The sequence below is a fragment of the Caulobacter sp. FW305-C-30-S16 genome (assembly GCF_058783025.1).
In genome coordinates, this window is record NZ_JBYSYH010000004.1 from 252,121 (window position 1) to 278,361 (window position 26,241).

The window sequence follows — 26,241 nt, forward strand, 5'->3', positions numbered from 1 at the left end:
GGCGCCGCGGACGTTTCCCTTCCGGCCGGAAAGCCTCTAGCCTGCCGGTATGCGCCTCTGGACCCTGCTGACCGCCGCCGTCGCCCTCTCCTTGCCTCTCGCCCTGCCGGCGCGGGCTGCGGACAAGCCCCTGACCCGGGAGGCCCTGGTGGCCGTGCTGAAGACCGAGCAGGTCTGGTGCTCCGGCTGGCGAGCCCAGGACCAGAGCTGCGAGGACATCGCGCTGAGCGAATTGCAGGGCGACAAGGTCCGGCAGGTGAGCCGCTACCGCATGTCGACCGAACCGAACCTCGAGATGGTTGTCCGGGAGACGGTCAGCATCGAGGGTGACGCGCTCTGCTCGACCTTCCGCTTCAATGACCTGGAGATCCTGGTGCTGGTCGACGACGAGCCGGCGCCCGTGGAGCAGGCCGCCCCGATCCTCGCCATTCTGGCCCAGTCCATGGCGCACCTTGAGGGCAAGAAATCCTGCGAAGCCTATGTTCAGGACGACGCCACCGGCGATCTGAAGGCCAGCGTGACCCTCGACGGCGAGGCCGCGCCGGAGTTCGATTCCATCTACCGGCTGATCAAGCCCGATACCCGCATCCTGCTGCGTCCGGTGTTCAAGGACGAGGATGAGCCCACCGCCGTCTAGGGACGCCATGAGCCACGACATTCCCGCCGCGCCCGGATTCGGCGACATCCTTCCGGTGACGGCGAATTCCGACGTGCTGGCGTTTCTGGCCCGCCGACGGTCCGCATCGGCGCTTTCGCTGCAGGCGCCGGCGCCCAATGACGCCGAACTGCGGGACCTGCTGACCCTCGCCGCGCGCGTGCCCGACCATGGCAAGCTGTCGCCGTGGCGGTTCATTGTCCTGCGCGGCGACGCCAAGGCCCAGTTGGCGGCCCGCCTCGAAGCGATCGCGGGGAATCGCCCCGACGCGCCGAAGGTGCTGGCCAAGCTGGGCAAGCTGAAGGCCCCGCCGCTGGGCGTGGCGGTCGTCTCGCGCACGGTGGCCGGCGACATCCCGGCCTGGGAACAGCTGCTGTCGGCCGGCGCGGTCTGCACGACCCTGCTCTACGCGGCCACGGCGATGGGCTTCGGCGCCAACTGGATCACCGACTGGTACGCCTATGATCCGGACGCGAGAACTGTGCTGGGTCTTGCGGAGGACGAACAGATCGCGGGCTTCGTGTTCATCGGCACGCCCGCCGAGGCGCCGCAGGAGCGGATTCGGCCGGACGTGGCGGCGCTCACCAGCGAGTGGACGCCCTAGCCCCGACCGCGATACGGCGCGACACCCTGGTCGGGAACCCAGAGGCCCTCAGGCGCAGGCCCGCTCTGCCAGAAGACGTCGATCGGGATGCCGCCGCGGGGGTACCAGTAGCCGCCGATGCGCAGCCAGCGCGGTTGGGCGACCTCGACAATCTTGCGGCCGATCGCGACGGTGCAGTCCTCATGGAAGGCGCCGTGATTGCGGAACGAACCCAGATAGAGCTTCAGCGACTTGGACTCGATCAGCCAGGCGGCCGGAGCGTAGTCGATCACCAGGTGGGCGAAGTCGGGCTGGGCCGTAACCGGGCACAGCGAGGTGAACTCCGGCGCGACGAAGCGGGCCAGGAACAGGGTGTCGGCCTGAGGATTGGCGACGCGCTCGAGGACGGCGTCCTCCGGACGCGCGGGGGCGTCGACGGCCTGGCCCAGCTGGGTGAGATGAAGGTCGCTCATGATCAGCGGCTTTAGACCTCCGCTCCGGACGGGACAAGGCCGCCGCGCCGCGCTATCAGACGCCAAACAGGCTCCGGGAGAGACGCATGGCTGGCAAGGATTTCGAGGGTTTCGTGGTGCTGGTCACCGGGGGGTCGACTGGCCTCGGCCGGGCCATCGCGGTGGAGACCGCCTCGCGCGGCGCGGCCGTGGTGATCATCAACTACGCCTCCAGCCAGGCCGAGGCCGAGGAAACCGCTCGCCTCTGTGAGGCCGAGGGCGCCAAGGCCGTGCTGGTCCAGGGCGACGTGGGCGAGGACGCCGACTGCCGCAAGATCGCCGCGGCGGCCGAGCCGTTCGGCAAGATCGACGCCCTGTTCAACAACGCCGGGGTGACCAAGTTCGCCCCGAACCACGGCGATCTGGACGCCGTGGACGCGGACGACTTCCTGCGGCTCTATCGGGTCAACGTCGTGGGGGCCTTCCAGATGGTGCGCGCCGCCCGCGCTCTGCTCGAAGCCGCGCCGCGGCCGGGCGCCGTGGTCAACACCGCCTCGATCGCCGGGGTGACCGGCATCGGCTCCTCGGTGCCGTACGCCGCCTCCAAGGGCGCTATGACCACCATGACGCTCTCGCTGGCGCGTGGCCTCGCCCCGAACATCCGCGTGAACGCGATCTGCCCCGGCTTCATCGACACGCCGTGGTTCGGCAAGGCCATGCCCGATGACCGGATCGAGCGGATGCGGCAGGGCGTGATCAACTCCACGCCGCTGCGGGCCGCCTCGACCGCCGAGGACATCGCCGGCGCGGCGGTGTTTCTCGCCTCGCCCGCGTCACGCCACGTGACGGGTGAGACCCTGCTGGCCGACGCCGGCACCCATCTGGGATTCGCCTCGTTGTCGATGCGCTGATCCTTACGCGGCGCTTACCGCTACGTCGCGAATTTCGCATTGCGATGAATAAGCGCCGCTGAGAGCACAAAGGCGCCCACTAAACGGGCGATCCGTGGTTGCAGCGCACAATTTGGCGACACCAGACCGCCTCTTGGCCCGGAAAAGCCCGCCATCGTTAGGGTGCGGGCAACGCTTCGACCAATCTTGCATTCGTCATCGCCGTGCGGCGGGGCGACGCCGGTTTCACGCCAAAAGCGCGGGGATCAGCGCCAACAAAAAGGGGATAGCGATGAAAGCTCTTAAACTTGCTCTTTGCGCCGCCGCGGCGTCGTTCGCCATGGCCGGTGCGGCCCATGCCGAGGATGCGTCGGTAACCTTCAACATCGGTGCGACGTCGGACTATGTGTACCGCGGCGTCAGCCAGACCGACGAAGGCCCCGCCATCCAGGGCGGCGTCGACGTCTCCAGCGGGATCGTGTACGGCGGCCTGTGGGCCTCCAACGTCGACTTCCTCGACAGCACCGACGCTGAAATCGACGCCTACGTCGGCGTGAAGCCGACCGCCGGCGCCGTCAGCTTCGACTTCGGCGCCATCTACTACGGCTACATCAACGCGCCGAGCGCCTCCGACTACTCGTTCTGGGAATTCAAGGCCGCCGCCTCCGTGCCGGCCGGCCCGTTCACCCTCGGCGTCGCCGCCTTCTACTCGCCGGAGTTCTTCGGCGGCGTGGGCGACTCCCTCTACTACGAGGCCAACGCGGCGGTTTCGCCGGCTGACAAGTGGACCATCACGGCCGCCGTCGGCAAGCAGACCATCAACGACTTCAGCGCCCTCGACTACACCACCTACAACATCGGCGTGGGCTACGCGTTCACCGACAAGATCTCCGGCGACTTGCGCTTCCACGACAGCGACCTCGGCTGCGGTTCGATCTGCGACAGCCGCGTCACGGTGAGCCTGAAGGCGACCCTGCCCTAGGCGATCTGAACAACGGACGTTCCCCGCCTCCCCGGGGACGTCCACAGGAAGCCGTCGCGGTTCGCCGCGGCGGCTTTTCTGTTTCGGGCGGCCCGTTCCGGGTTTCGGACTCGTTAACAATCGGCCCACATGATTCCCGGACCCGCGTTTTCGGAACGCCCCGATGTCCTCGCCTGTCCTGCCCAAGACCGCCGCTCTCGTCCTCGTCGTCGTCTGCGCGGCCATGGCGATGGACTGGCTTGTCAGCGCCGTGATCATGGCCGGCGCCGAGGGCTTCGTTTACACCCCTCTGAACACCCTGGTCATCTCGCTGGCCGTCTCGATCCCGGTCTGCTGGTACGTTACGCGGCAACGGTTCGCGATCCAGCGGATGCGCGACGAACTGGCCGTGGCCCGCGACGCCGCCGAGGCCGCCAGCGACGCCAAGAGCGCCTTCCTCGCGACCATGAGCCACGAGATCCGCACGCCGCTGAACGGCGTGCTCGGCATGGCCCAGGCGATGTCCATGGACGCCCTGAGCGATCCTCAGCGCGAACGGCTGGAGGTCGTCCGCGAATCGGCCGTCGCCCTGCTGGCGCTGCTCAACGACGTGCTGGACCTGTCCAAGATCGAAGCCGGCAAGCTCGACCTCGAGGAGATCGACTTCGACCTGGGCGAGGTAATGCGCGGCGCCCACCAGGCCTTTACCGCGCTGGCCAACAAGAAGGGGCTCTCGTTCGCCCTGGATGTCGCCGGCGCCGAGGGCGTCTATCGCGGGGATCCGACCCGCGTGCGGCAGATTCTCTACAACCTGCTGTCCAACGCCGTGAAGTTCACCGAGCAGGGCGAGATCCGCGTCCTGGCGACCCTGGGGGAGGACGGCCTGCGCGTCACCGTCCGGGACACGGGCACGGGCATCCCGGCCGACAAACTGCCTCTGCTGTTCGCCAAGTTCTCCCAGGTCGACGCCTCGACCACCCGTCGCTACGGCGGCACCGGACTTGGCCTGTCGATCTGCCGCCAGCTGGCCGAGCTGATGGGCGGGGACATCACCGTCGAGAGCGTCGCTGGCAAAGGCTCCTGCTTCACCGTCACGCTGCCCCTGCCCCGCACGGGCGAGGCGCGTGGTCCGTCCGTGCTCCAATCCCCCCGTCAGGCATCGGTTGACCGGCCGTTGCGGGTGCTCGCGGCAGAGGACAACACCGTCAACCAGTTGGTGCTCAAGACACTGCTGCACCATGTCGGGGTCTCACCCGTGGTCGTCGCGGACGGCGCCGCCGCACTGGAGGCCTGGCAGGCCGCGGCCTGGGATCTGGTGCTGATGGATGTGCAAATGCCGGTCATGGACGGCGTCGCGGCCACGCGCGCCATTCGGGACCTGGAACGACAGTCGGGCCGGCCCCGCACGCCGATCATCGCCTTGTCGGCCAACGCCATGGCGCACCAGGTCGCCAGCTACCTCGAGGCCGGCATGGACGGCCATCTGGCCAAGCCCATCGAAATCGCCCGCCTGTTCGAGGTCGTCCAGTCCGCCGCGCTCGCCGAGGCGGTCACGCCGCTGGGCCGGACCGGAACCGACTGACCACGACAAAGGGCGCGCCTTTCGACGCGCCCTGTCAGATCTGGTGGGGACCGTGGGACTCGAACCCACACGGGCTGTGAAGCCCAACGGATTTTAAGTCCGGTGCGTCTACCAATTCCGCCACGTCCCCGTGACCCGGATGTGGGCAGCAATAGCATCCGAGTCGCTACGCGGCGCAGACGGAACTGCGCCGGTGATCCTACTGACCGGCGGCGCCGGGGATGGCGGGGTCGCCCGCGCGACGACGGCCCGGGTCCAGCGTGCGGTCCGCCGCATCCTTGAGCGCCTCGCGCTGGGCGACCGTCATGCAGACCTTCTTCGGGCGGTTGGAGCCCACTTCATGCTCGCGCGTGCAGACCATCCGGTTGGGATCGTCCTTCGCAGGCTTCGCCGGGGCCGTCGCCGGAGCGGTCGTCGGGGCCGGAGCGGGCGCCGCATCCCGGGCGCTGGCGAAGGGTGCGAAGGCGAGGAGGCCGGTCGAAAAAGCGACGGCGAATGACAGGCGGCGCATGAAGCGACCTCTTTACTGAACTGAAGCGGTGGGTCGCAAAATGGACAGGCCTAACCTGGGGTGTCAAGCAAGGTCAGGCCGTTGATCCCTGCGTCACGAAGCGCCGCGGACAATTCGGCCAGGGTTGCCTCGACCTCCGCCAGGTCACGGCCGCGGATGACCAGGTTCGATCCGTAGCCTTCGTTGGAAAAGAACGGATAGCTGCCCAGCGACAGGTTCGGGTGGGCCTTCGCCACCGCCTCCAGCGGCGCGGCGATATTGCCCTCGCCCGACCCGTCGACCCGCAGGGTGCGCGCGATGACCACCGCTCCGCCCTTCAGCCGCGGCCCGACGTCCTCCAGCATGCCGCGCATGATCGAGGGCACGCCGGCCAGCACGAAGACGTTGCCGATCTGGAAGCCCGGAGGCCCCTGGACAGGGTTCTTCACAAGGCTGCCGCCCTCGGGAACCCGGGCCATGCGTCGACGCGCGGCGTTCAACTCGCTCTTCCAGCGCGACTCCATCATGGCGATGATCTCGGGATGCTCGTACAGCGCCACGCCGAATGCCTTCGCTACGCAGTCGGCGGTGATGTCGTCATGCGTCGGACCGATGCCGCCGGTGGTGATGACGTAGTCGTACTTGCCGCGCAGGTGATTGAGCGCCGTGACGATCTCGTCCTCGTCGTCCGGCACGACCCGGGCCTCGGCCAGATCGACGCCGTAGGTCCCGATGTATTTGGCGATCGCCGAAAGGTTGGTGTCCTGGGTGCGGCCGGACAGGATTTCGTCGCCGATGATCATGACGGCCGCCGTCACCCGCTGCTGGCTCGTCATGGACGTGTTCCTTCCTTACATCTGGCGGCTTCCGGATTAGAGGCCGCATGAACTTCCCGCAACCGCTCGCCCACGGCCAGCTCGTCGCCCGCTACAAGCGGTTCTTCGCTGATGTAGTGCTCGATGACGGCACGGCCATCACGGCGCATTGCCCAAACCCGGGCGCCATGCTGGGCGTCAACACGCCAGGCCTCGGCGTCTGGCTGTCACGGTCAGACGATCCGAAGCGAAAGCTGGCCTGGACTCTTGAGCTGGTGGAGGCCGATGGCGCGCTGGTCGGCATCAACACCCTGCTGCCCAATCGTCTGGTCGCCGAAGCCCTGGCGGCTGACGCAATCGCGGAACTGACCGGCTACGACGTCCACCGCCGCGAGGTGAAGTACGGCGAGGCCAGCCGGGTCGACTTCCTGCTGGAAAAGGGAACCGGCGAGCGGTGCTGGCTTGAGGTGAAGAACTGCCACCTGTCCCGCTCTCCCGGACTGGCGGAGTTTCCCGACTGCGTAGCGGCCCGCTCGACGAAGCATCTGCGCGAGCTGGAGGCGATGGTCGGGGCCGGCGATCGGGCCGTGGCGTTGTTCGTCGTCCAGCGCGAGGACTGCCGGGCCTTCAGCGCCTGCGCCGAGCTCGATCCGGCCTTCGCAGCGGGACTGGCGCGGGCGGCGGACGCTGGAGTCGAGGTGCTGGTTTACGCTTGCGAGATGAGTCCCGGCGCGATCGCCCTGCGCCGCCGGATCGCCTGGACGCGTGATGCGGCAGGCGGCCCGGGTCTGTGATGGTGGAGAAGGACGCATGAACGACGGCTGGACCGACTCCGCCGACGCCTGGCTGAACAGCCTGGGGGACGAGGGCGACTTCTCGCGGCGCTGGGTGCTCGACGCGCCGATGCTTGTGCGGGCTCTGGCGCCGCGGCCTTCACGCGCGCTGGACGTCGGCTGCGGCGAGGGGCGGTTCTGCCGGATGTTGCAGAACCATGGCGTCGATACGGTCGGGATCGACCCGACGCCGGCCCTGCTCGCGCGGGCGAAGGCGCTCGACTCCGCCGGCGACTATCGCGAGGGACGCGGCGAGACGCTGGAGTTCGAGGACGCATCCTTTGATCTGGTCGTCAGCTACCTGACCCTGATCGACATCCCCGACATCCGCGCGGCGATCCCCGAGATGGTCCGGGTTCTGAAACCGGGCGGACAGCTGCTGATCGCCAACCTCACCTCGTTCAATACGGCGGGCCTGGGCGGTCTGGGCTGGATCCGCACGGCGAACGGCAAGCCGGCCTTTGCGCTCGATCGCTATCTCGAGGAACGGGCGGAATGGATCACCTGGGCCGACATCAAGATCAGGAATCACCACCGGCCGCTTGAGACCTACATGTCGCTGCTGCTGGGCGAGGGTCTGATCCTGAAGCATTTCGCCGAGCCCGCGCCCCATGGCGGCGACCCTGCCATCGGCGAGCGCTATCGCCGCGCGCCCTGGCTGATGATGATGGCCTGGGAGAAGCCCGCCTGACGCCGCGCCGCGGTTGAACTTCTGTGCTATGAGGGCGACATAAGCCCTTCAGGCATTCGCATCGCCCGCCGTCTGTTTCGACGGGACGCAAGGACCGACCGATGACGTTGACCGACGCCATTTCCGACGCCGAGTACCGCACCGGCGAAATTCGCATCCACGGGCCCGAGGGCTTCGAGGGCATGCGCAAGGCCGGCCGGATGGCCGCCGAATGCCTCGACATGCTGATCCCGCACGTCGTGCCGGGCGTCACGACGGCGGAGCTCGACCGGCTCGCGCGCGAGTTCGTGCTGGACCAGGGCGGCCTGCCCGCCTGCCTGTTCTACAAGGGCTATTCCCACACCGTGTGCATCTCGACCAACCATGTGGTCTGCCACGGCATCCCCAGCGACCGCGCGCTGCGCGAGGGCGACATCGCCAACATCGACGTGACCGTCATCGTCGACGGCTGGCACGGCGACACCAGCCGCATGTACGGCGTCGGCGAGGTTTCCACCCGCGCCCGCCGGCTGGTCGACGTGACCTATGAAGGCATGGCGCGCGGCCTGGCGGCGATCAAGCCGGGCGCGACGTTCGGCGACATCGGCGCGGCGATCCAGAAGTACGTCGAAGCACAGCGCTGCAGCGTGGTGCGCGACTTCTGCGGCCACGGCCTGGGGAAGGTGTTCCACGACAGCCCCAACGTGCTGCACTTCGGCCGCCCCGGCGAAGGCCCGGTGCTGAAGGAAGGCATGTTCTTCACCGTCGAGCCGATGGTGAACCTCGGCCGGCCGCAGGTGAAGGTGCTCAGCGACGGCTGGACGGCCGTGACCCGCGACAAGTCCCTGTCCGCCCAGTGCGAGCACAGCTGCGGCGTCACCGCCGACGGCGTTGAGCTGTTCACCGCCTCGCCGACGGGCCTGTTCAAGCCGGCGATCCTGGGCGAAGCGTAGCCGCAATTTGCACAACCCTCGCGCGCTTGCCATGATACCTCCCGCAAGGGGCATCATCGCGGGGCGCCATGGCGGGCGACGTCACCCAGTCACACCACCTCGGCCATCGTGAGCGGCTGCGCGAACGGGCGCTGAAGAGCCTCGACGCCCTGCCCGACTACGAGTTGCTCGAACTGTTCCTGTTCCGCACCTTTCCGCGCGGCGAGGTGAAGCCGCTGGCCAAGGCGTTGCTGGCGCGGTTCGGAACCCTGGGCGGCGTGCTGGCGGCCTCCGTCGAGGAGATGAAGACCGTGACCGGCATCGGCGAAGCCGCGGCGCTGGACCTGCGGCTGCTCAATGAAACGACCTTGCGGGTCGGTCGCGAGACGATCCGCAAGCGCACGGTCATCGGCTCCTGGAGCGCGCTGCTGGCCTATGTGAAGGTCGCCCTGGCCAACGAGCCGCGCGAGCAGTTCCGGGTGCTGTTCCTCGACAACAAGAACCAGCTGATCGCCGACGAGGTTCTGAACCGCGGCACCGTCGATCACGCCCCGGTCTATCCGCGCGAGGTGATGCGGCGCGCGCTGGAGCTGTCCGCAAGCGCTGTGATCCTGGTCCACAACCACCCCAGCGGCGACCCCACGCCCAGCGGCGCCGACATCGACATGACCCGGCAGGTGGTGGAAGCGGGGCGCAGCCTGAAGATTTCGGTGCATGACCATCTGGTGGTCGGCCGCGAGGGTGTCGCAAGCTTCAAGGCGCTCGGGCTGTTCCGATAGCCGGAGCGCCCGTACGCTCCCCGGCGCTCTTCCCCGCTGACTGCGACGCCGGCCCCTTGCGGAGGACCTGTGCTCGAAATCCTCCGGTTCTTGACAGCGTCGACGCCATCCACGGGCTAAAGGAGACTGCGCTGTAGCCTCAGGGGAGCGACCATGAACCCGACATCGACCGGTCCGGTCTCTGCCGACCGCCACGAAGGCTGGCGCTGGTGGGAAGCGCGTCGGCTTCGCTACAACATCGGCCTGGCGACCGCCGGATGGACGGCCTACGCGCTGTTCCTGTTCCTGCAATACACGGGCGAGCCGGAGCCTGAGGTCAGCTGGCAGGCGCTGGGACCGATGACCATCCTGCTGGGCATCGGCTTCCTGCTGGTTATGGGCGTCGCGAACCTCCTCTACCTGCTGGGGGTTCTGATCGAGCGATTCATCCGTCCGTATGACATCGACTTCTATCGGGAGCGGGCCTGGGCCCTGGGCTTCTGGGGCTCGATCGCCCTGCCCTTCCTGTTTCCGCTGGGAACCTACGCCGTCCTGCTGGCCAGCAGCGGTTCGCCCTAGCGCATCCTTGGCGCTCGCACGCCGGACCGTGATCAGGCGACCAGCCGGAGCCCCGTCGCGCCAAGCTGGCGACGCGCCCTGCGCAAGGTCTCGAGCGCGTCATCGGTCGCCGCGCGTTGCGCCTGAAGCCGGGACTCCTGGACGGCCATCGCGACGGCCACCGCGTCGGCGCCCGCGTCGAGCAGGGTCGCGATCTGCGAGAGGCCGAAACCCATCGCCTTGAACGCCAGCGCCCGCGACAGCCGCTCCAGATCGTCGGCGTCGAAGTAGCGCCAGCCCTGACGTGTCCGCTTCGGCGTCACCAGACCGCGTTGCTCGTAGAGCCGCAGAGCCTTGACCGATACGCCCAGTCGCCGGGCCGCCTCGGCGGGCCCGGCCAGCAACCTTGTCCGCTCCGGCGAGATCATCGTCAGGTCCTCCGTCGGATCAGTATGCGGTCGGTCCCAGGGGACGGGTCAAGCGGCCAGAGCGTCGCGCTCCCACTCCAGAAAGTCCGGCGTTTCCAGCAGCCGCTCGACGTAGCGACCGGCCGCGCCGGTATCGCCATGATCGCTGGCCAGAATCCCGTAGCTGCGGAAGCGGGTCGCCACCGGCGTGAAGAAGGCGTCGGCGATGGTCCAGTCTCCGAACAGGAACGGGCCGCCTGAGCGCGCCAGCAGTCCGCACCACAGGGCGACGAGGCGACGGACGTTGGCCCGGGTCGCTTCGGAAAGGTCGGCCTTCGTGGTCAAGGTCAGGTCCATCGGGCATTCGCCGCGCAGCGATCCGAATCCGGCATGCATTTCCGCCGCCGCAGCGCGGGCCAGGGCGCGGTCCGCCGGATCGGCCGGCCAGAGGTTCGCCGCCGGAAACCGCTCCGCCAGATACTCGCAGATCGCCAGCGAATCCCAGATCGTCAGGTCGCCATCCTTGAGCACCGGCACCAGGCCCGACGGCGAGTGTTTCAGGATCTCGGTCGTCGAGGTCTCAACCTCGCGCAACTGGACCAGCGTCTCGGTGAACGGCGCGCCGGTGCGCTTGAGCACGAGCCAGGGCCGCAGGGACCAGGTCGACCAGTTCTTGGTGCCGACAACGATTTCCACCCGCTACTCCCCGGTATGATGTGTCACCCAGTTGACGCCTCCCCCTAACCTGCCCGTAAGGTGCGGCCAACAAATAGAACAAGTGTTTGAGGAAACGCCCATGACCGACGCCGTAACCCCGGCGCCGACCGCGTCCGAGCTGGCCGCATCCGCGGACGACGGCCCGGGCATCGAGCCCCTCAGCACAGGCTTCCGGCGCTACGCGCTGTGGACGCTGATGATCATCTACACGCTGAACTTCCTTGACCGGCAGATCGTCAACATCCTGGCCGAGCCGATCAAGAAGGACCTGCACCTCGCCGACTGGCAGCTGGGGATGATGACGGGTCTGGCCTTCGCGCTGTTCTACACGGTGCTGGGCATCCCCATCGCCCGCAAGGCCGAGACCTCCAACCGCCCGCTGATCATCGGGTCCGCCCTGGCGGTCTGGAGCGGGTTCACCATGCTCTGCGGCATGACGCAGAACTTCCTGCAGCTGGTTCTCGCGCGGATCGGCGTTGGGGTCGGCGAAGCCGGCTGCACCCCGCCGGCTCACTCTCTGATCACGGACTATGTGCCTAGGGACAAGCGGGCATCGGCCATCGCCTTCTACTCGATCGGCACCCCGCTCGGCAGTCTGATCGGCATGGCCATGGGCGGGCTGATCGCCGACGCCTACGGATGGCGGGCCGCCTTCCTCGTGGCCGGGGCGCCCGGGCTGATCTTCGCCCTGCTGACCATCTTCACCCTGCCCGAGCCGCGCAGGAAGCTGACCGCCATCATGGCCGCAAAGGCCACGGCCAGCGTGCCGCTGCGCGAGGCCATGAAGGTCCTGATCTCCAAGAAGACCTTCTGGCTCATCGCCTTCGCCGCCGCGATCAAGGCCTTCATCGGCTATGGCCACGCCCCGTTCACCGCCAGCTTCTTCTTCCGCAGCCACTCGGCCCAGATCGCCGACCTGTCCGCCTGGATTACCGGGATCACCGGCTTTTCCATCGGTCCGATCGGCACCGTCGGCGTCGCGCTCAGCGTGGTCAGCGGTACGGCCGGCGTGCTGGGCGTCTGGCTGGGCGGCTATATCGCCGACCGGCTGGGGGCCAAGGACCTGCGAGCCTATGTGGTGGTCCCGGCCATCGCCTCGCTGGTCACCATCCCGATCTACATCACGGCGGTCTCGGTCCCCAGCGCCACCGCCGCCCTGCTGCTGATGGCCCTGCCGGCGATCATCGGTTCGCTCTGGTACGGGCCCGTCTACGCCACCGCCCAGAGCATCGTGCAGCCGCAGATCCGCGCGACCTGCGCCGCCGTCCTGCTGTTCATCATCAATCTCGTGGGGCTGGGCCTTGGCCCCCTGTTCGTCGGCATCATCAGCGACCTGTGGGCCGGCGGGCTCCTGCAGCAGTCCGGACTGGCGACCGCCGACTGCGGCAAGGCCATGCTGGACATCAACAAGGCGGCCTGCGGGGTCGCCCAGGCCGAAGGGCTGCGCTGGTCGCTGATCGTGTCCATGGGCTTCAACCTGATCGCCTTCACGCTGTTCTGGATGGCCCGCAAAACCATCCGTGAAGAGATGGTCAGCTGACGCCATACCGGCAATTCAATTCGCGGCTGGCGGCGATCCGTCTGCCGCGGCTAGAGTGCCGCCAGTTTCAGGGGAGGAACGTGAATGACCGACGCAACGGCGGGGGGCGCCGCGCGGCCCGTATATTCGAACGGCTACAAGTCGCTCGTGCTCGGCATGTTGCTGGCGGCCTACACATTCAACTTCATTGACCGGACGATCATTGCGACCATCGGTCAGGCCATCAAGGTCGACCTCAAGCTGACCGACACCCAGCTGGGTCTGCTCGGCGGCCTGTATTTCGCGCTGCTCTACACGACACTCGGCATCCCCATCGCCCGTCTGGCCGAGCGGAAGAGCCGGGTCAGCATCATCACCTGGTCGCTGATAATCTGGTCGGGCTTCACGGCGCTCTGCGGCGCGGCCCAGAACTTTCTCATGCTGGCGATCCTGCGCTTCGGCGTCGGCATCGGCGAGGCCGGCTGCTCGCCGCCCTCCCACTCGCTGATCAGCGACTATTTCGAACCCAAGAAGCGGGCCTCCGCCCTCTCGATCTACGCGTTCGGCATTCCCCTTGGCACCATGATCGGCGCCGTGGCCGGCGGCTGGCTGACCCAGGCGTTCAGCTGGCGAGTCGCCTTTGTCGTCGTGGGCCTTCCTGGAATCCTGCTGGCGATCCTGTTCAAGCTTCTGGTCAAGGAGCCGCCGCGCGGCCATTCCGATCTCGTCGAGCACCCGATCGAACCGGAAGATGTCTCCGCGCCGGTCGCGCCGGTCGCCGCACCGTTCTCGATGGCCAACGAGGCCCGTGAACTGTGGGGCGTCGCCAAGGTGCTGTTCGGCAAATGGCCGGTCCTGCACATGGTGCTGGGCGTGACCATCGCGTCGTTCGGATCCTACGGCTCGGGCGCCTTCGTGCCGGCCTATTTCGTGCGCCAGTTCGGTCTGGACTACGCCACCGTCGGCCTGATCACCGGCCTCGTCGGCGGCTTCTCGGCGGGCATCGGCACGCTGGTCGGCGGCTTTGTCGCCGACCGGGCCGCGCGTCGCAGCGCCGTCTGGTATCCGCTGGTGCCGGCCATCGGCCTGCTGGTCGCCACGCCGATCTACATCCTCGCCTACCTGCAGTACGACTGGAAGATCGCCGCCCTGATCCTGCTGATCCCGGGCATCTTCCACTACACTTACCTGGGCCCGACGTTCGGCGTCGTGCAGAACTCGGTGCCTGTGACCCAGCGCGCCACGGCCACCGCGCTGCTGTTCTTCTTCCTCAACCTGATTGCGCTCGGCGGCGGGCCGGTCTTCACGGGCTGGCTCAGCGACCTGCTCGGCCAGTTCAACTTCAGCCACCCCGGTCAGGGCGTGTCGGGCATGTTCGGCGTCTTTGGGGCCGGCCCCGGAGTCGGCGACTTCATCCAGCAATGCCCCGGCGGCGCTGCGCCCAAGGGAGCGGCGGAATCGCTTGCGACCGCCTGCCACACGGCCGGATCCATGGGGACGCGGCAGGCGATTATCATCTCGCTCTGCTTCTACGCCTGGGCCTCGGTGCACTACTTCCTGGCGGCCATCGGCATGGTCAAACACATGAAGTCCACCGCGGGCGGTTGACGCCAAGGGCGCCAAGGGCGTAGCGGGCGGCATGATCCCTCGCTACGCCCGCCCCGACGCCGTCGCCATCTGGTCTCCCGAGACCCGGTACAAGATCTGGTTCGAGATCGAGGCCCACGCGGCCGACGCCATGGCGGAGCTGGGGACCATCCCCAAGGCCGCCGCAGAGGCGATATGGGCCGGCGGCAAGGACGCCGTCTGGGATCCCGACCGGATCGACGAGATCGAGCGGACGACCAAGCACGACGTCATCGCCTTCCTGACCCACGTTTCGGAAGTGGTCGGGCCCGAAGCGCGGTTCCTGCACCAGGGCATGACCAGCAGCGACGTGCTGGACACCTGCCTGGCCGTGCAGATGTCGCGCGCCACCGACCTGCTGCTGGAAGACGTCGATCTGGTGCTGGCGGCCCTGAAGCGGCGCGCATTCGAGCACCGCCTGACGCCCTGCACCGGCCGCAGCCACGGCATCCATGCCGAGCCGACCACCTTCGGCCTCAAGCTCGCCGGCCACTACGCGGAGTTCCAGCGCGCCAAGGAACGGCTGGCGATGGCGAAGTTCGAGATCGCCACCTGCGCCATCTCCGGCGCGGTCGGGACCTTCGCCAACGTCGATCCCCGCGTTGAGCAGCATGTCGCCGACAAGCTGGGCCTGGTGGTCGAGCCGGTCTCGACGCAGGTCATCCCGCGCGATCGCCACGCCGCCTGGTTCGCGGCGCTCGCCGTCGTCGCCAGCTCGATCGAGCGGCTGGCCATCGAGATCCGCCATCTGCAGCGCACCGAGGTGCTTGAGGCCGAGGAGCCCTTCGATCCGGGTCAGAAGGGCAGCTCGGCGATGCCGCACAAGCGCAACCCGATCCTGACCGAGAACCTCACGGGCCTCGCCCGCCTCGTCCGCTCAGCCGTCGTGCCGGCGCTGGAGAACGTCGCCCTCTGGCATGAGCGCGACATCAGCCACTCCTCGGTCGAGCGCGGCATCGCGCCTGACGCCTCGATCCATCTCGACTTCGCCCTGCGCCGCCTGGCCGGGGTGGTCGAGCGGCTGGTGATCTATCCGGAGAACATGCTGAAGAACCTCGACCGTCTCGGCGGCCTGGTTCACAGCCAGCGGGTGATGCTCGCCCTGACCCACAAGGACGTCAGCCGCGAGGAGGCCTATGCCGCCGTGCAGGGCAACGCGATGAAGGTCTGGCGGGGCGAAGGGAGGTTCATCGACTTCCTGAAAGCCGACCCGTTCGTCTCGGCCAACATGACCGACGCCGAGCTCGAGGACCTGTTCGACAACGGCTATCACTTCAAGCACGTGGACACGATCTTCGCCCGCGTGTTCGGGGAGCAGGCCCACGCGTAAGCGCAGCTTCCCGCCGGTCGTCGCGCCCGATACGCGGCTACTGGTGCTGGGCAGCCTGCCCGGCGAGGCCTCGCTGGCGGCGGGCCGCTACTACGCCCATCCGCAGAACGCCTTCTGGCGGCTGATCGGCGGCATGATCGACGAGGACATCGCCGCCCTGCCCTACGACGACCGGCTGGCGACTCTGCTGCGGCATCGCGTGGGGCTGTGGGATGTGGTCGGCGAGGCGACTCGGGCCGGCAGCCTGGACACCGCTATCCGCGACGCCACACACAATGACCTGGGGACCCTGGTTGAAACCCTGCCAGACCTGCGGATGGTGGCGTTCAATGGCGGGAAGGCCGCCGGCGACGGCCGCAAACTGCTGGCCGCGCAGTCGGATCGGCTGCGTCTGGTGACGCTGCCGTCCTCAAGCCCGGCGCACGCCAGTCTGCGATTCGAAGAGAAGGCGGCCGTCTGGAACAGCCTGCGCGATGCGCTGGCGGACTGACCTAGCCGGCGTTCTTCAGCTGGTCGCGGGCCTGGGCCATCAGCTCGTCCATCTTCATCCGGACTTCGCCTTCGCTGGCCGTGACGCCCGAACCCTTGAGGTCGCCGAACACCTTGCGCAGGACGTCTTCGTCGCCCGGCTGCTCGAAGTCGGCCTTCACCACGGCCCGCACATACTCTTCCACCGATTCAAGGCCCATCAGGCCGGCGGCCCACTCCGCAAGCATGCGGTTGCGGCGCGCGGCGGCCTTGAAGTCCTGCTCGGCGTCGTGCGCGAACTTCTTCTCGAAGCCCTTTTCGCGGTCGTCGAACGTGCTCATGAAAACTCCAGTGGTACTTCCGGGCGCCCTGATATCCCCTTGCGGACGCCGCCGCAATGAGATGGATCGCGAACAGGTCGCGGAGTTTGCGCCTGCCCCCCCGTTCGGGTAGTTTCCGGCTCGACTTCAGCGACAGCGGCCCTGAGTCGAAATCCCGCGCGCCGGCCTCACGCCCGCGCGCGATTTTTGTTCCGCAAGGCCGCAGAGCACCCCCACGGGGAACCCCACGATGACGACCCGCCGCAAGAAGATCTACGAAGGCAAGGCCAAGATCCTTTACGAGGGTCCCGAGCCCGGCACGCTGATCCAGTATTTCAAGGACGACGCCACGGCGTTCAACGCCCAGAAAAAGGCGGTCCTCGAAGGCAAGGGCGTGATCAACAACCGCATCAGCGAATTCGTGATGATGAAGCTGGGCGCGGTGGGCATCCCGACGCACTTCATCAAGCGGATGAACCTGCGCGAGCAGCTGATCAAGGAAGTCGAGATCATCCCGCTGGAGGTGATCTGCCGCAACATCGTGGCCGGCGGTCTGGCGACGCGCCTGGGTCTCGAAGAGGGCACGGCGCTTCCCCGCTCGATCATCGAGTTCTGCCTGAAGGACGACAAGCTCGGCGATCCGATGGTGACCGAGGAGCACATCACCGCGTTCAACTGGGCCTCGACCCAGGAGATCGACGACATCATGGCCATGACCCTGCGGATCAACGACTTCCTCTGCGGGATGTTCAGCGCCGTCGGCATCACCCTGGTGGACTTCAAGATCGAGTTCGGTCGCGTCTATGACGGGGAGTTCGCCCGGGTCATCCTGGCCGACGAGATCAGCCCCGACAGCTGCCGCCTGTGGGACTCGACCACCAACGAGAAGCTCGACAAGGACCGGTTCCGCCGCGACATGGGCGAGATCATCGAGAGCTACACCGAAGTCGCCCGGCGCCTGGGCATCATGAAGGAAATGCCGACGGTCATCCGCGGCGGCCTGCACTAGAGATTTGTCGATGAAAGCCACCGTCCACGTCTTCCTCAAGCCCGGCGTCCTCGACGTTCAGGGCAAGGCCGTCGAGAACGCCCTGCACGGGCTGGGCTGGGCCGGCGTGAAGGACGCGCGGGTCGGCCGGGTCATCACCTTCGACCTGCCCGGCGACGACAAAACCGCCGCCGAGGCCGAGGTGAAGGCCATGTGCGACAAGCTGCTCGCGAACACGGTGATCGAAAGCTACCGGGTGGAGATCGCCTAGGTGAAAGCCGCCGTCATCGTCTTCCCCGGCTCCAACTGCGACCGGGACTGCAAGGTCGCCATCGAACGGTCCACCGGCGCGACCGTGGACATGGTCTGGCACGGCGACACGGACCTGCCGAGCGGGCTGGACCTGATCGTGCTGCCGGGCGGTTTTTCCTACGGCGACTATCTGCGCTGCGGCGCGATGGCGGCGCTGTCGCCGGTGATGCAGGCGGTCAAGGCCGCCGCCGAACGGGGCGTCGCCACGGTCGGGATCTGCAACGGCTTCCAGGTGCTGTGCGAGGCCGGCTTGCTGCCCGGCGCCCTGCTGCGCAACGAAGGTCTGAAATACGTCTGCAAGCCGGTCGCGCTGGAGGTGACCAACGCCCAGACCCGCTTCACCGCCGCCTACCAGGGCCGCCGCGAGGTGACGATGACGGTCGGCAACGGCGAGGGCAACTTCTTCGCCGACGAGGCCACGCTGGACCGCCTCGAAGGCCAGGGCCAGGTCGTGTTCCGCTACCTCGATAACCCTAACGGCTCGGCCCGCGCCATCGCCGGGATCATCAACGAGGCCGGCAACGTGCTGGGCATGATGCCGCACCCCGACCGCGCCTTCGAAGCCGACCTGGGCTCCGCCGACGGCGCCCTGCTGTTCCAGAGCGCCCTGGCCAGCGCGTAGGGCGTTCAGCCTGACGGGGAATTCACTGGCCCGGCCCTGAACCCTCGGCCAGTTTTCCCGCTCGTTTCGGGAGCCGGACATGGACGTCAGTCAGATCAATTGGGCCTTTGTCGCGCTCGGCGTCTCGGCGGTGCTGCTGCTGGTCTGGCTTTTCGTGGCGTTCAGGGCGAAGGCCGGGGCGCCGGCCGCGTTTATCGGATTCGTGCATCTGCTGGTCGCCGGGATGCATTCGGCCGCGCCGGTGCGCGGCTATCTCGACCCCGCCTATGAAGGCTATGGCTTTGGACTGTTGAATGCGGCCCCGGGCATCGCGGTGGCGGTCACCGCCGGCGCGGTATGGGTCGTGGCCGCCCTCGCCGCCTTCCTGGCCCTGTCGAAGGCGCGCCTGGCGATGGCGTTCGTCGCCCTGTCGAGCCTGTCCTTCGCCGTGATCATCGGCGTGCCGCTGGCGCTGGAGGCGCTCAACAACGCCCGCGCCAGCCGGGTTCAGCTGGGCGAGTACCTGACCATCCCCGGCGCCGCGGCGATCGGCCTGCTGCTCGTCGTGCTGGTCCTGCCGTTTCTGGTCGGCTTCTTCTGGGCGAGCGCCCGAACGCTGAGGCGCGGCTAGATCAAGCGCGCCGCACGCTGGTGAACTTCACCGGCGGATCGAGGATCTGGTTGGCCATCCCGTAGTCTGCCCCCTCGGTCGGCGAGGTCGGCATGGCGTGGATCGCCCGCACCACCTCCAGCCCCCCGACCACCTGGCCGAAGGCCGCGTAGCCCAGATTGTCGCCCGGCTTGATCGGATTGACGTCGTACCAGGGCGCCTCCTCGAGGCAGATGAAGAACTCCCCGTCCGCCGTGCCCAGCTCGCGACGCGGCATCGACAGGGTGCCGATCCGGTGGCGCAGGCCGGTCTGGGTGGTCGGCTCGTGGGCGATGGGCGGCAGCAGCCGCTTGGGATCGCCGTGACAGCCGCCCTGCAGCAGCCCCGCCTGGGGCATCGCGACGGGCCGGACGGTCCGGTAGAACTCGGCCCCGTCAAAGCGCTTCTCGTCGACGTAGCGCAGGAAGTTGGCCACCGTGACCGGGGCCTTGTCGCCATACAGCTCCAGCGTGATCGCGCCCGCGGCCGTTTCAATCACCACCTGCACGGGCGGTGTCTGGGCCCGCGCAGCGCCGGCGACGAAGGGAAGGCCGGCCAGGGCGGCCGCGACCATTCTGCGATCCTGTTTCATGCCGCCATGGTGACTCGCCTGTCCTGACATTTCGAGGGGAATCCGCTAAGTCCCCGGCATGACCGCCTCCCCCGCGAAGACCATGGCCGAAACGGCCGTCGAGTATGGCCTCAAGCCGGAGGAGTACGACCTGATCGTGCGCCGGCTGAACCGCGAGCCCAACCCCGTCGAACTCGGGGTGTTTTCGGTGATGTGGAGCGAGCACTGCTCCTACAAATCCTCGCGCAAGCATCTGTCGAAGTTCCCGACGACGGGTCCGCGCGTGATCTGCGGGCCGGGCGAAAACGCCGGCGTCATCGACATCGGCGACGGCCAGGCCTGCATCTTCAAGATGGAGAGCCACAACCACCCCTCCTACATCGAGCCCTACCAGGGCGCGGCGACGGGCGTGGGCGGCATCATGCGCGACGTCTTCACCATGGGCGCGCGGCCGATCGCGCTGCTGAACGCCCTGCGCTTCGGCGATCCCTCGCATCCCAAGACGAAGCGGCTGGTCGGCGGCGTGGTCGCGGGCATCGCCGGCTACGGCAACTGCGTGGGCGTGCCGACGGTCGCGGGCGAGACCAATTTCCATCGCGGCTACGACGGCAACATCCTGGTCAACGCCATGTGCGTGGGCCTGGCCGACGCGGACAAGATCTTCTACTCCGCCGCCCCGGCCGCGGGCCTGCCGGTGGTCTATTTCGGCTCCAAGACCGGCCGCGACGGCATCCATGGGGCGACCATGGCCAGCGCCGAGTTTGACGAGGACAGCGACGAGAAGCGCCCCACCGTGCAGGTCGGCGATCCTTTCGCCGAGAAGCTGCTGATCGAGGCGACCCTCGAGCTGATGGCCACCGGCGCGGTCGCCGCGATCCAGGACATGGGCGCCGCGGGCCTGACCTCCTCCTCGGTCGAGATGGCCGGCAAGGGCGAGGTCGGCATCGAGCTCGACCTGGACATGGTGCCCCAGCGCGAAGAGGGCATGACCGCCTACGAGATGATGCTGTCGGAGAGCCAGGAGCGGATGCTGGCCATCCTCAAGCCGGGCCGCGAGCACGAAGGCCACGCCATCTTCGAGAAATGGGGTCTGGACGCCGCCGTCATCGGCTGGACCACCAACACCGGCCACATCGTGCTGAAGCACAAGGGCGAGGTGGTCTGCGACATCCCGCTCGCACCCCTGTCCGAAGACGCGCCGCTCTATGACCGTCCCTGGACCGAGCCCGTGAAGCACCCGCGCCTGGACCCGGCGCAGGTGCCGGCGCCCACCGACTGGGAAGCCGCCGTGCTGCAGGTCATCGGCTGTCCCGACATGGCCTCCAAGCGCTGGCTCTGGGAGCAGTACGACCGCCACGTGATGGCCGACACCCTGGAGGACAGCGCCACCGGCGCCGACGCGGGCATCGTCCGCGTGCACGGCACCCGCAAGGCGCTGGCCGTGACCAGCGACTGCACGCCGCGCTACGTCCAGAACGACCCCTACGAGGGCGGCAAGCAGGCCGTCGCCGAGGCCTGGCGCAACCTGACCGCCGTCGGCGCCGACCCTGTGGCGATCACCGACAACCTGAACTTCGGCAATCCGGAGCGGCCCGAGATCATGGGCCAGATCGTCAAGGCGATCGAGGGCATGGCCGAGGCCTGCCGCGTGCTCGACTTCCCGGTCGTGAGCGGCAACGTGAGCCTCTACAACGAGACCAACGGCGCGGCGATCCCACCGACCCCGACCGTCGGGGCGGTCGGCCTGCTGACCGAGTACAGCCTGCGGGCGGACTTCTCCGGGATGAAGACCGGCGACACCCTGGTCCTGCTCGGCGCCAACGCCGGCGAACTGGGCGCCTCGATCTACCTGCGCGAGGTGCTCGGCCGCGAGGACGGCGCGCCGCCGCCCGTCGATCTGGCGCTGGAACGCAAGACCGGCGACTTCGTGCGCAGCCTGATTTCATCGCAGCAAGCTACCGTCGTGCATGATCTTTCCGACGGCGGCCTGATCGTCGCCGCGGCCGACATGGCGCTGGCCTCAAACGTCGGTCTGGACCTGGACGCCACCAGCGAGGGCAACGCCCATCCGTTCCTGTTCGGCGAGGACCAGGCCCGCTATCTGATCGCGACCGCGGATCCGGAGGGCCTGCTGAAGGCCGCCGCCGAGGCAGGCCTGCATGCCAGCGTGGTTGGGCAGGCGGGTGGCGACGCGTTCGCGTCCAAGGGCCTGTTCAGCATCCCGATGGCGACCCTGCGGACGGCGCATGAGGCGTGGCTGCCGGGGTATATGGGCTAAGCGCCGGGGACATGTACCGCAGGTACGTGTCCCCTGAACCAGCCGCTCGATTGGGGGACACGTACCTGCGGTACATGTCCCCTATGCCTGGCCGAGCACCGCCTCGAACCGCTCCAGCGCGAACCTCGCGAAGGCCATCATGTTGGCCAGGCGGTCGCTCTCGCCGGTCTCCAGGGTAAACGCGGCCTCCACCGGCCCGACAACGCCCACACAGGTATGGCCGGCCGCGTCGCCGTAGGGATTGCCCGTCGGCCCGGCCGCTCCGGTCTCGCACAGACCCCAGGTCCCGCGCAGCTTCTCGCGGATCACCCCGGCCATGAACAGGGCGTAGGGCTCGCTGGAGGACCGCACGCCGGGCGGCAGATCGCCCCTCTGCAGACCCAGCAGGCCGCGCGCGACGTTGGGCGTATAGGTGACGCTGGCGCCCTGGTACCAGACCGAGGCTCCGGGCACCGCCAGCAGCGCCGCTGACACCAGCCCGCCGGACGAGGACTCCGAGACCGCCACGCTTTCCTTGCGGGCGATGAGGCGGGCGCCGATCCGTTCGGCGATGGGGAGCAGGGTCTGCATCAGCGTCCGGTCTCGGTCATCATGGAGTCCAGTTCGTCGTCAAACAGCCGCGCGGCGGCCACCACGGTCGTGATGGCGTCGCGGAAGAACGGCTGCGGGATCGTGGCGAAGTCGTCGGTCGGCTTGTGGTACTCGGGATGGTCCTCAACCCCGAAATAGACCCACGGCAGGCCGGCCTTTGCGAAGGCGCCGTGGTCCGACTGGAAGGTCCAGTTGTTCTGCGGCCCCTCGGCGTCGGTGTCGTGGCCGAGCTTGAGCGTCACCGGCGACATCGGGACAAGGGCTTCCAGCCGCGCCCTGACCCAGGCGTTGGCCGATCCGCCGGCGGCATAGATCTCGTTCTTCGCGCTCTTGCTGAGCATGTCGAAATTTACGTTCAGCGCGATCGTTGCGAGCGGCACAGGCGGGGCCTCGACGAAGGCCCGGGCGCCGCGCAGACCGCTCTCCTCGCCATCGAGGAAGACGATCCAGACATCATGCAGCGGGGCCCTGGCCTTGAACGCCTCGGCCACAGCCAGGGCTCCGGCCACGCCCGAGGCGTTGTCGTCGGCGCCGTTGTAGATCTTGCCGTCCTGGACGCCGAGGTGATCGTAGTGGGCGGTCACCACGATCACCTTGCCGCCCGGCCGGGTCCCCGCGATCCGGGCCATCAGGTTGACGCCGCTGACCGCGGTTCCGTTCTTCCTGGTGAAGGTGAATTCCTGATCGACCGGCTCGAGCCCGATCTCGCGCATGCGCCCCAGGATGTAGAGCCGCGCATCTGCGGAGCCTTCGGTGTCGATGCCCCGCCCCTGCATTGCGTCCGCGGACAGCATCTGCACGTCTTCCAGCGCGAAGTCGCCCGGCGCGGCGAGAGCAGGCGCGGCCAGGATCAGGACCGCTGTTGCGGCAAGCAGAAGACGGCGCATGGAAACTCCGGACTGAACGGACCCATCAATGCGGGGCCGGACGCGCCCACGCAAGCCGGTCATGCGCTGTTCACGTGCCGCCTGTCAGGGTGAGGCCGTTCCGTTCCACAGGTGATCCATGAAGACCCTGCTCGCCGCCGCCCTCGCCCTGACCGTCCTCACACCCGCCGCGGCGAGCGCGAGCGGGCCCGCCTGTGACGTCAGCGTCCAGTTCGGCAGCTACGCCATGGGCATCGACGGCCGCGCGTTCGACAGGGTTCAGCGTTACGCCGCCCGGCATCCGCGCCTGATCCGCACGTCCTCGGTCACATCCTGGGGCCGCGAGGGCGAGAAGACTGTTTGCCTGACGACGACCACGCGACGGGGCATGACCACCGTGTTCCGCGATGTTCGCGCGCTGGTCGGCAAGGGCCAGCGCGGACCTGTGGAGGTGCGGACGCTCGATGGCCGGGTCTGGAATTCGCATCCGGGCGCCCCGCGCTAGCCCATACCGCTTTTTCTGCTTCCCCTCCCCTGCGTCGCCCGGCCATCATGCGGGCAACGAGATAGAGGGAGCGAAACCATGGACGCCCAGTCGCAATGGACGGGTCTGAACGCTGATCGCCTGGAGCGCATCACCGACCACATCGAGCGCAACTACATCCAGCCCGGCAAGATCGCCGGCTGCCAGATCGAGGTGCGGCGTCACGGTCATCAGGCCTATGCGAAGAGCTTCGGCCTGCGCGACCGCGAGCGCGGCGTGGCCTGGAGCGACGATACGATCGTGCGCATCTATTCGATGACCAAGCCGATCGTCTCGGTGGCCCTGATGACCCTGATGGAACAGGGCCGCTTCGAGCTGGACGACTCGGTGCACCGCTACATCCCCGAATGGAAGAACCACCGGGTCTGGGTGTCCGGCGAAGGCGACAGCATGGTCACCGAAGCGCCCAGCCGACCGATCAGCTTCCGCGACGTGCTGAGCCACACCGCCGGCCTGACCTACGGCTCGATGCTGGCGCAGGTGAGCGGACTGCCGATCGAGCACCCGGTCGACAAGGCCTATGACGCCGTCGGCGTGCGGCGCGGCAGTGAGACGCTCGACCAGTTCTTCGAAAAACTCGGCCGCGTGCCGCTGCGCTACCATCCCGGCGAGCGCTGGCAGTACAGCCTGGCGACGGACGTCTGCGGCGGGCTCGTCGAGCGGATCAGCGGCATGCCGCTGGAGGACTACCTGAAACAGGCGATTTTCGAGCCGCTCGGCATGGTCGACACCGCCTTCCATGTGCCGGCCGAGAAGGCCGACCGCTTCGCCGCCAACTACATGCGCATGCCGGACAAGAGCCTGCGCCTCTCGGACGATCCGGCGAGCAGCCCCTACCTCAAGGACCCGGTGTTCAAGTCGGGCGGCGGCGGCCTCGCCGGCACCATGGCCGACTACGTCCGCTTCACCGAGATGCTGCGGGCCGGCGGATCGCTCGACGGCGTGCGGGTGATCGGCACGCGGACGCTGGACCTGATGGTGCACAACCATCTGAAGGACAACCAGGACCTGACCCAGATGGCCATCGGCGGCTTCTCGGAGACCTCCAACGCCGGTATCGGCTTTGGCCTGGGCTTCGCCATGACCATCGACCAGACCCTGACGGGCGGCCTCTCCAGCGGCGACTTCTACTGGGGCGGCGCGGCCTCGACGATCTTCTGGGCGGACCAGGAGGAGGACCTGTCGGTGGTCTTCATGACCCAGCTGATGCCGTCGGCGACGTTCAACTTCCGGGGCCAGCTGAAGAGCCTGATCTATTCGGCGATCGAGGACTGACGCTCAGGGCCAGGTTGCGCGGACCCAGCGGGCCCGCGCAAAGTCCTCGCTCCACGCCAGGCTGGCGGCGGCCGCGGCCACGACCGCGCCGGGGCTGGTCGTGGTGCAGTTGTCTTCGCGGATCGTCAGCCCGGGCAACGGCTGCAATGTGACATAGCGGGTCGCCTCGCCCTTCGGCGTCGGCGGCGGCGGCGGCCCGCACAGCACCGGCCACATGCGGAAGGCGGCGTATCGACCATCGTCGGCCCGCTCCCCCTCGAATCCGAAATACTGATAGGTGACGCCGTCGTCTCCCGCGCCTTCGAACTGCATCACGATCGGCTCACCGGCGGCCAGAACGAACGGAATGCGCTCCCATTCTCCCGGCTTGCCGTCTTCCCGCTTGTAGCCCAGCAATTCGCCGCCTCGCACGATCATCGGGCTCGCACAGCCCGGCCAGCGATGCGCCGGTCTGCGCGTATCGACGCGGCAGTCGTCTTCGGTGCGCATCACCCAGAGCCCTTCCCGCAGGCGCGGCGCGTCGGGCGCATCACTGGGGGTGAAGAGCGGCGTATCGGTGATGACGCGATTGCAGCCGCCCAGCAGAAGCACCACGCACAGACCCAGCAGGATTCTCATGGCGACTCTCCGATCACGGACGCGTGATCATGGCGCCGTTGAGTCCGGGTAGCACGCGAATTCGCAGGACCGGTCGGGATCGCATCCAGCCGTTGTTAAGCATTGTGGCGCATTGAAAGGGTTGTTTTCCGGAGACCATCCCGTGCCGATGCCTGCCGCTGACCTCGAGTCTCGCCTGCGCGCCGCGTTCCCGGACGCGGAGATCACCATCACCGACCTCGCCGGCGACGGCGACCACTACAAGGCGCGCATCGTCTCGAGCCAGTTCCAGGGCCTCCCCCGCGTGCGTCAGCACCAGCTGGTCAACAAGGCCCTCGCCGACGTCCTTGGCGGCGCCCTGCACGCGCTGGCGCTCGAAACCGCAGCCCCGGCCGCCTGACCC

The 26,241-nt window shown here is 67.9% G+C and carries 32 protein-coding genes and 1 tRNA gene; 22 read left to right on the forward strand and 11 right to left on the reverse strand.

Going from position 1 to position 26,241, the window contains the following annotated elements:
• Nucleotides 1-49 precede the first annotated feature (49 nt).
• On the forward strand, nt 50-637 hold the full coding sequence (locus tag AC3WJT_RS15860) for a hypothetical protein (protein WP_492344097.1): 588 nt from the start codon (nt 50-52) through the stop codon (nt 635-637).
• Nucleotides 638-644: 7 nt separating this feature from the next.
• Nucleotides 645-1,259 (forward strand): nitroreductase family protein, encoded by a 615-nt coding sequence (locus tag AC3WJT_RS15865; RefSeq protein WP_492344098.1) that lies wholly within the window; start codon nt 645-647, stop codon nt 1,257-1,259.
• On the opposite strand, the gene queF is transcribed toward AC3WJT_RS15865, so the two are convergent.
• Nucleotides 1,256-1,711: a preQ(1) synthase gene (gene queF, locus AC3WJT_RS15870; RefSeq protein WP_492344099.1), complete on the reverse strand. Its 456-nt coding sequence runs from the start codon at nt 1,709-1,711 to the stop codon at nt 1,256-1,258. The genes AC3WJT_RS15865 and queF overlap by 4 nt on opposite strands.
• 86 nt (nt 1,712-1,797) lie before the next feature.
• Here queF and AC3WJT_RS15875 point away from each other — a divergent pair, with 86 nt between their 5' ends.
• The 3 genes from AC3WJT_RS15875 to AC3WJT_RS15885 all read left to right on the forward strand — a co-directional run bounded on the left by AC3WJT_RS15875 (nt 1,798) and on the right by AC3WJT_RS15885 (nt 5,123).
• On the forward strand, nt 1,798-2,601 hold the full coding sequence (locus tag AC3WJT_RS15875; protein WP_492344100.1) for an SDR family NAD(P)-dependent oxidoreductase: 804 nt from the start codon (nt 1,798-1,800) through the stop codon (nt 2,599-2,601).
• 271 nt (nt 2,602-2,872) lie between these two features.
• Nucleotides 2,873-3,562, forward strand: a complete 690-nt coding sequence (locus AC3WJT_RS15880; RefSeq protein WP_492344101.1) for a TorF family putative porin — start codon at nt 2,873-2,875, stop codon at nt 3,560-3,562.
• Between the two features lie 163 nt (nt 3,563-3,725).
• Entirely contained in the window at nt 3,726-5,123 is a 1,398-nt protein-coding gene (locus AC3WJT_RS15885; protein WP_492344102.1) for an ATP-binding protein, read from the forward strand.
• Between the two features lie 41 nt (nt 5,124-5,164).
• Here AC3WJT_RS15885 and AC3WJT_RS15890 read toward each other — a convergent pair.
• The 3 genes from AC3WJT_RS15890 to AC3WJT_RS15900 all read right to left on the reverse strand — a co-directional run bounded on the left by AC3WJT_RS15890 (nt 5,165) and on the right by AC3WJT_RS15900 (nt 6,449).
• Nucleotides 5,165-5,253, reverse strand: a tRNA-Leu gene (locus AC3WJT_RS15890).
• 69 nt (nt 5,254-5,322) lie between these two features.
• On the reverse strand, nt 5,323-5,634 hold the full coding sequence (locus AC3WJT_RS15895) for a hypothetical protein (protein WP_492344103.1): 312 nt from the start codon (nt 5,632-5,634) through the stop codon (nt 5,323-5,325).
• A 50-nt stretch (nt 5,635-5,684) separates the two neighbouring features.
• Entirely contained in the window at nt 5,685-6,449 is a 765-nt protein-coding gene (locus tag AC3WJT_RS15900; RefSeq protein ID WP_492344104.1) for a competence/damage-inducible protein A, read from the reverse strand.
• 47 nt (nt 6,450-6,496) lie between these two features.
• Between AC3WJT_RS15900 and sfsA the strand changes: the two genes are divergently transcribed.
• The 5 genes from sfsA (at nt 6,497) to AC3WJT_RS15925 (ending at nt 10,200) form a co-directional block, all read left to right on the forward strand.
• Nucleotides 6,497-7,222: a DNA/RNA nuclease SfsA gene (gene sfsA / locus AC3WJT_RS15905; RefSeq protein ID WP_492344105.1), complete on the forward strand. Its 726-nt coding sequence runs from the start codon at nt 6,497-6,499 to the stop codon at nt 7,220-7,222.
• Between the two features lie 16 nt (nt 7,223-7,238).
• Nucleotides 7,239-7,952: a class I SAM-dependent methyltransferase gene (locus AC3WJT_RS15910; RefSeq protein ID WP_492344106.1), complete on the forward strand. Its 714-nt coding sequence runs from the start codon at nt 7,239-7,241 to the stop codon at nt 7,950-7,952.
• A gap of 101 nt (nt 7,953-8,053) precedes the next feature.
• Complete coding sequence (gene map, locus AC3WJT_RS15915) at nt 8,054-8,884, forward strand: type I methionyl aminopeptidase (RefSeq protein WP_492344107.1); 831 nt, start codon at nt 8,054-8,056, stop codon at nt 8,882-8,884.
• A gap of 68 nt (nt 8,885-8,952) precedes the next feature.
• Nucleotides 8,953-9,642 carry a RadC family protein gene (gene radC, locus AC3WJT_RS15920; protein WP_492344108.1) on the forward strand — a complete coding sequence of 230 codons (690 nt, stop codon included), beginning with the start codon at nt 8,953-8,955 and terminating at the stop codon, nt 9,640-9,642.
• A gap of 153 nt (nt 9,643-9,795) precedes the next feature.
• Entirely contained in the window at nt 9,796-10,200 is a 405-nt protein-coding gene (locus AC3WJT_RS15925) for a hypothetical protein (protein WP_492344109.1), read from the forward strand.
• A gap of 32 nt (nt 10,201-10,232) precedes the next feature.
• Here AC3WJT_RS15925 and AC3WJT_RS15930 read toward each other — a convergent pair whose 3' ends face one another.
• Nucleotides 10,233-10,607, reverse strand: coding sequence for a MerR family transcriptional regulator (locus tag AC3WJT_RS15930; RefSeq protein WP_492344110.1), 375 nt, complete (start codon nt 10,605-10,607; stop codon nt 10,233-10,235).
• A gap of 48 nt (nt 10,608-10,655) precedes the next feature.
• On the reverse strand, nt 10,656-11,282 hold the full coding sequence (locus AC3WJT_RS15935) for a glutathione S-transferase family protein (RefSeq protein WP_492344111.1): 627 nt from the start codon (nt 11,280-11,282) through the stop codon (nt 10,656-10,658).
• Nucleotides 11,283-11,382: 100 nt separating this feature from the next.
• On the opposite strand from AC3WJT_RS15935, the gene AC3WJT_RS15940 reads away from it, so the two are divergent.
• From AC3WJT_RS15940 to AC3WJT_RS15955, 4 genes are all read left to right on the forward strand, one after another.
• On the forward strand, nt 11,383-12,843 hold the full coding sequence (locus AC3WJT_RS15940; protein WP_492344112.1) for a spinster family MFS transporter: 1,461 nt from the start codon (nt 11,383-11,385) through the stop codon (nt 12,841-12,843).
• A gap of 84 nt (nt 12,844-12,927) precedes the next feature.
• Entirely contained in the window at nt 12,928-14,430 is a 1,503-nt protein-coding gene (locus tag AC3WJT_RS15945) for a spinster family MFS transporter (protein WP_492344113.1), read from the forward strand.
• Between the two features lie 31 nt (nt 14,431-14,461).
• Nucleotides 14,462-15,778: an adenylosuccinate lyase gene (purB, locus tag AC3WJT_RS15950; protein WP_492344114.1), complete on the forward strand. Its 1,317-nt coding sequence runs from the start codon at nt 14,462-14,464 to the stop codon at nt 15,776-15,778.
• On the forward strand, nt 15,717-16,268 hold the full coding sequence (locus tag AC3WJT_RS15955; protein ID WP_492344192.1) for a DNA-deoxyinosine glycosylase: 552 nt from the start codon (nt 15,717-15,719) through the stop codon (nt 16,266-16,268). The genes purB and AC3WJT_RS15955 overlap by 62 nt, the downstream gene beginning before the upstream one ends.
• Nucleotide 16,269: 1 nt before the next feature.
• Here AC3WJT_RS15955 and AC3WJT_RS15960 read toward each other — a convergent pair whose 3' ends face one another.
• Nucleotides 16,270-16,587, reverse strand: coding sequence for a DUF1476 domain-containing protein (locus AC3WJT_RS15960; protein WP_492344115.1), 318 nt, complete (start codon nt 16,585-16,587; stop codon nt 16,270-16,272).
• Nucleotides 16,588-16,816: 229 nt separating this feature from the next.
• Here AC3WJT_RS15960 and purC point away from each other — a divergent pair, with 229 nt between their 5' ends.
• From purC to AC3WJT_RS15980, 4 genes are all read left to right on the forward strand, one after another.
• Nucleotides 16,817-17,575 carry a phosphoribosylaminoimidazolesuccinocarboxamide synthase gene (gene purC, locus AC3WJT_RS15965; protein WP_492344116.1) on the forward strand — a complete coding sequence of 253 codons (759 nt, stop codon included), beginning with the start codon at nt 16,817-16,819 and terminating at the stop codon, nt 17,573-17,575.
• Nucleotides 17,576-17,585: 10 nt separating this feature from the next.
• Nucleotides 17,586-17,825, forward strand: coding sequence for a phosphoribosylformylglycinamidine synthase subunit PurS (gene purS / locus AC3WJT_RS15970; protein WP_492344117.1), 240 nt, complete (start codon nt 17,586-17,588; stop codon nt 17,823-17,825).
• A complete protein-coding gene (gene purQ / locus AC3WJT_RS15975; RefSeq protein WP_492344118.1) occupies nt 17,826-18,488 on the forward strand; it encodes a phosphoribosylformylglycinamidine synthase subunit PurQ in 663 nt (220 codons plus the stop codon).
• A gap of 79 nt (nt 18,489-18,567) precedes the next feature.
• Nucleotides 18,568-19,098, forward strand: coding sequence for a hypothetical protein (locus AC3WJT_RS15980; protein WP_492344119.1), 531 nt, complete (start codon nt 18,568-18,570; stop codon nt 19,096-19,098).
• Between the two features lies 1 nt (nt 19,099).
• On the opposite strand, the gene AC3WJT_RS15985 is transcribed toward AC3WJT_RS15980, so the two are convergent.
• Complete coding sequence (locus AC3WJT_RS15985; protein WP_492344120.1) at nt 19,100-19,690, reverse strand: peptidylprolyl isomerase; 591 nt, start codon at nt 19,688-19,690, stop codon at nt 19,100-19,102.
• Between the two features lie 76 nt (nt 19,691-19,766).
• On the opposite strand from AC3WJT_RS15985, the gene purL reads away from it, so the two are divergent.
• Nucleotides 19,767-21,965, forward strand: coding sequence for a phosphoribosylformylglycinamidine synthase subunit PurL (purL, locus tag AC3WJT_RS15990; RefSeq protein WP_492344121.1), 2,199 nt, complete (start codon nt 19,767-19,769; stop codon nt 21,963-21,965).
• An 81-nt stretch (nt 21,966-22,046) separates the two neighbouring features.
• On the opposite strand, the gene AC3WJT_RS15995 is transcribed toward purL, so the two are convergent.
• Both AC3WJT_RS15995 and AC3WJT_RS16000 read right to left on the reverse strand, forming a co-directional pair.
• Nucleotides 22,047-22,535 (reverse strand): CinA family protein, encoded by a 489-nt coding sequence (locus AC3WJT_RS15995; protein ID WP_492344122.1) that lies wholly within the window; start codon nt 22,533-22,535, stop codon nt 22,047-22,049.
• Nucleotides 22,535-23,443, reverse strand: a complete 909-nt coding sequence (locus AC3WJT_RS16000) for a M20/M25/M40 family metallo-hydrolase (RefSeq protein WP_492344123.1) — start codon at nt 23,441-23,443, stop codon at nt 22,535-22,537. The genes AC3WJT_RS15995 and AC3WJT_RS16000 overlap by 1 nt, the downstream gene beginning before the upstream one ends.
• 118 nt (nt 23,444-23,561) lie before the next feature.
• On the opposite strand from AC3WJT_RS16000, the gene AC3WJT_RS16005 reads away from it, so the two are divergent.
• Complete coding sequence (locus AC3WJT_RS16005; RefSeq protein ID WP_492344124.1) at nt 23,562-23,927, forward strand: hypothetical protein; 366 nt, start codon at nt 23,562-23,564, stop codon at nt 23,925-23,927.
• Between the two features lie 78 nt (nt 23,928-24,005).
• Nucleotides 24,006-25,241 carry a serine hydrolase domain-containing protein gene (locus AC3WJT_RS16010; protein ID WP_492344125.1) on the forward strand — a complete coding sequence of 412 codons (1,236 nt, stop codon included), beginning with the start codon at nt 24,006-24,008 and terminating at the stop codon, nt 25,239-25,241.
• Nucleotides 25,242-25,244: 3 nt separating this feature from the next.
• On the opposite strand, the gene AC3WJT_RS16015 is transcribed toward AC3WJT_RS16010, so the two are convergent.
• The gene (locus AC3WJT_RS16015) at nt 25,245-25,859 is read right to left on the reverse strand and encodes a hypothetical protein (protein WP_492344126.1); all 615 of its coding nucleotides are present in this window, start codon (nt 25,857-25,859) and stop codon (nt 25,245-25,247) included.
• 142 nt (nt 25,860-26,001) lie between these two features.
• Between AC3WJT_RS16015 and AC3WJT_RS16020 the strand changes: the two genes are divergently transcribed.
• Nucleotides 26,002-26,238, forward strand: a complete 237-nt coding sequence (locus AC3WJT_RS16020; RefSeq protein WP_492344127.1) for a BolA/IbaG family iron-sulfur metabolism protein — start codon at nt 26,002-26,004, stop codon at nt 26,236-26,238.
• The last annotated feature ends 3 nt before the right edge of the window (nt 26,239-26,241 follow it).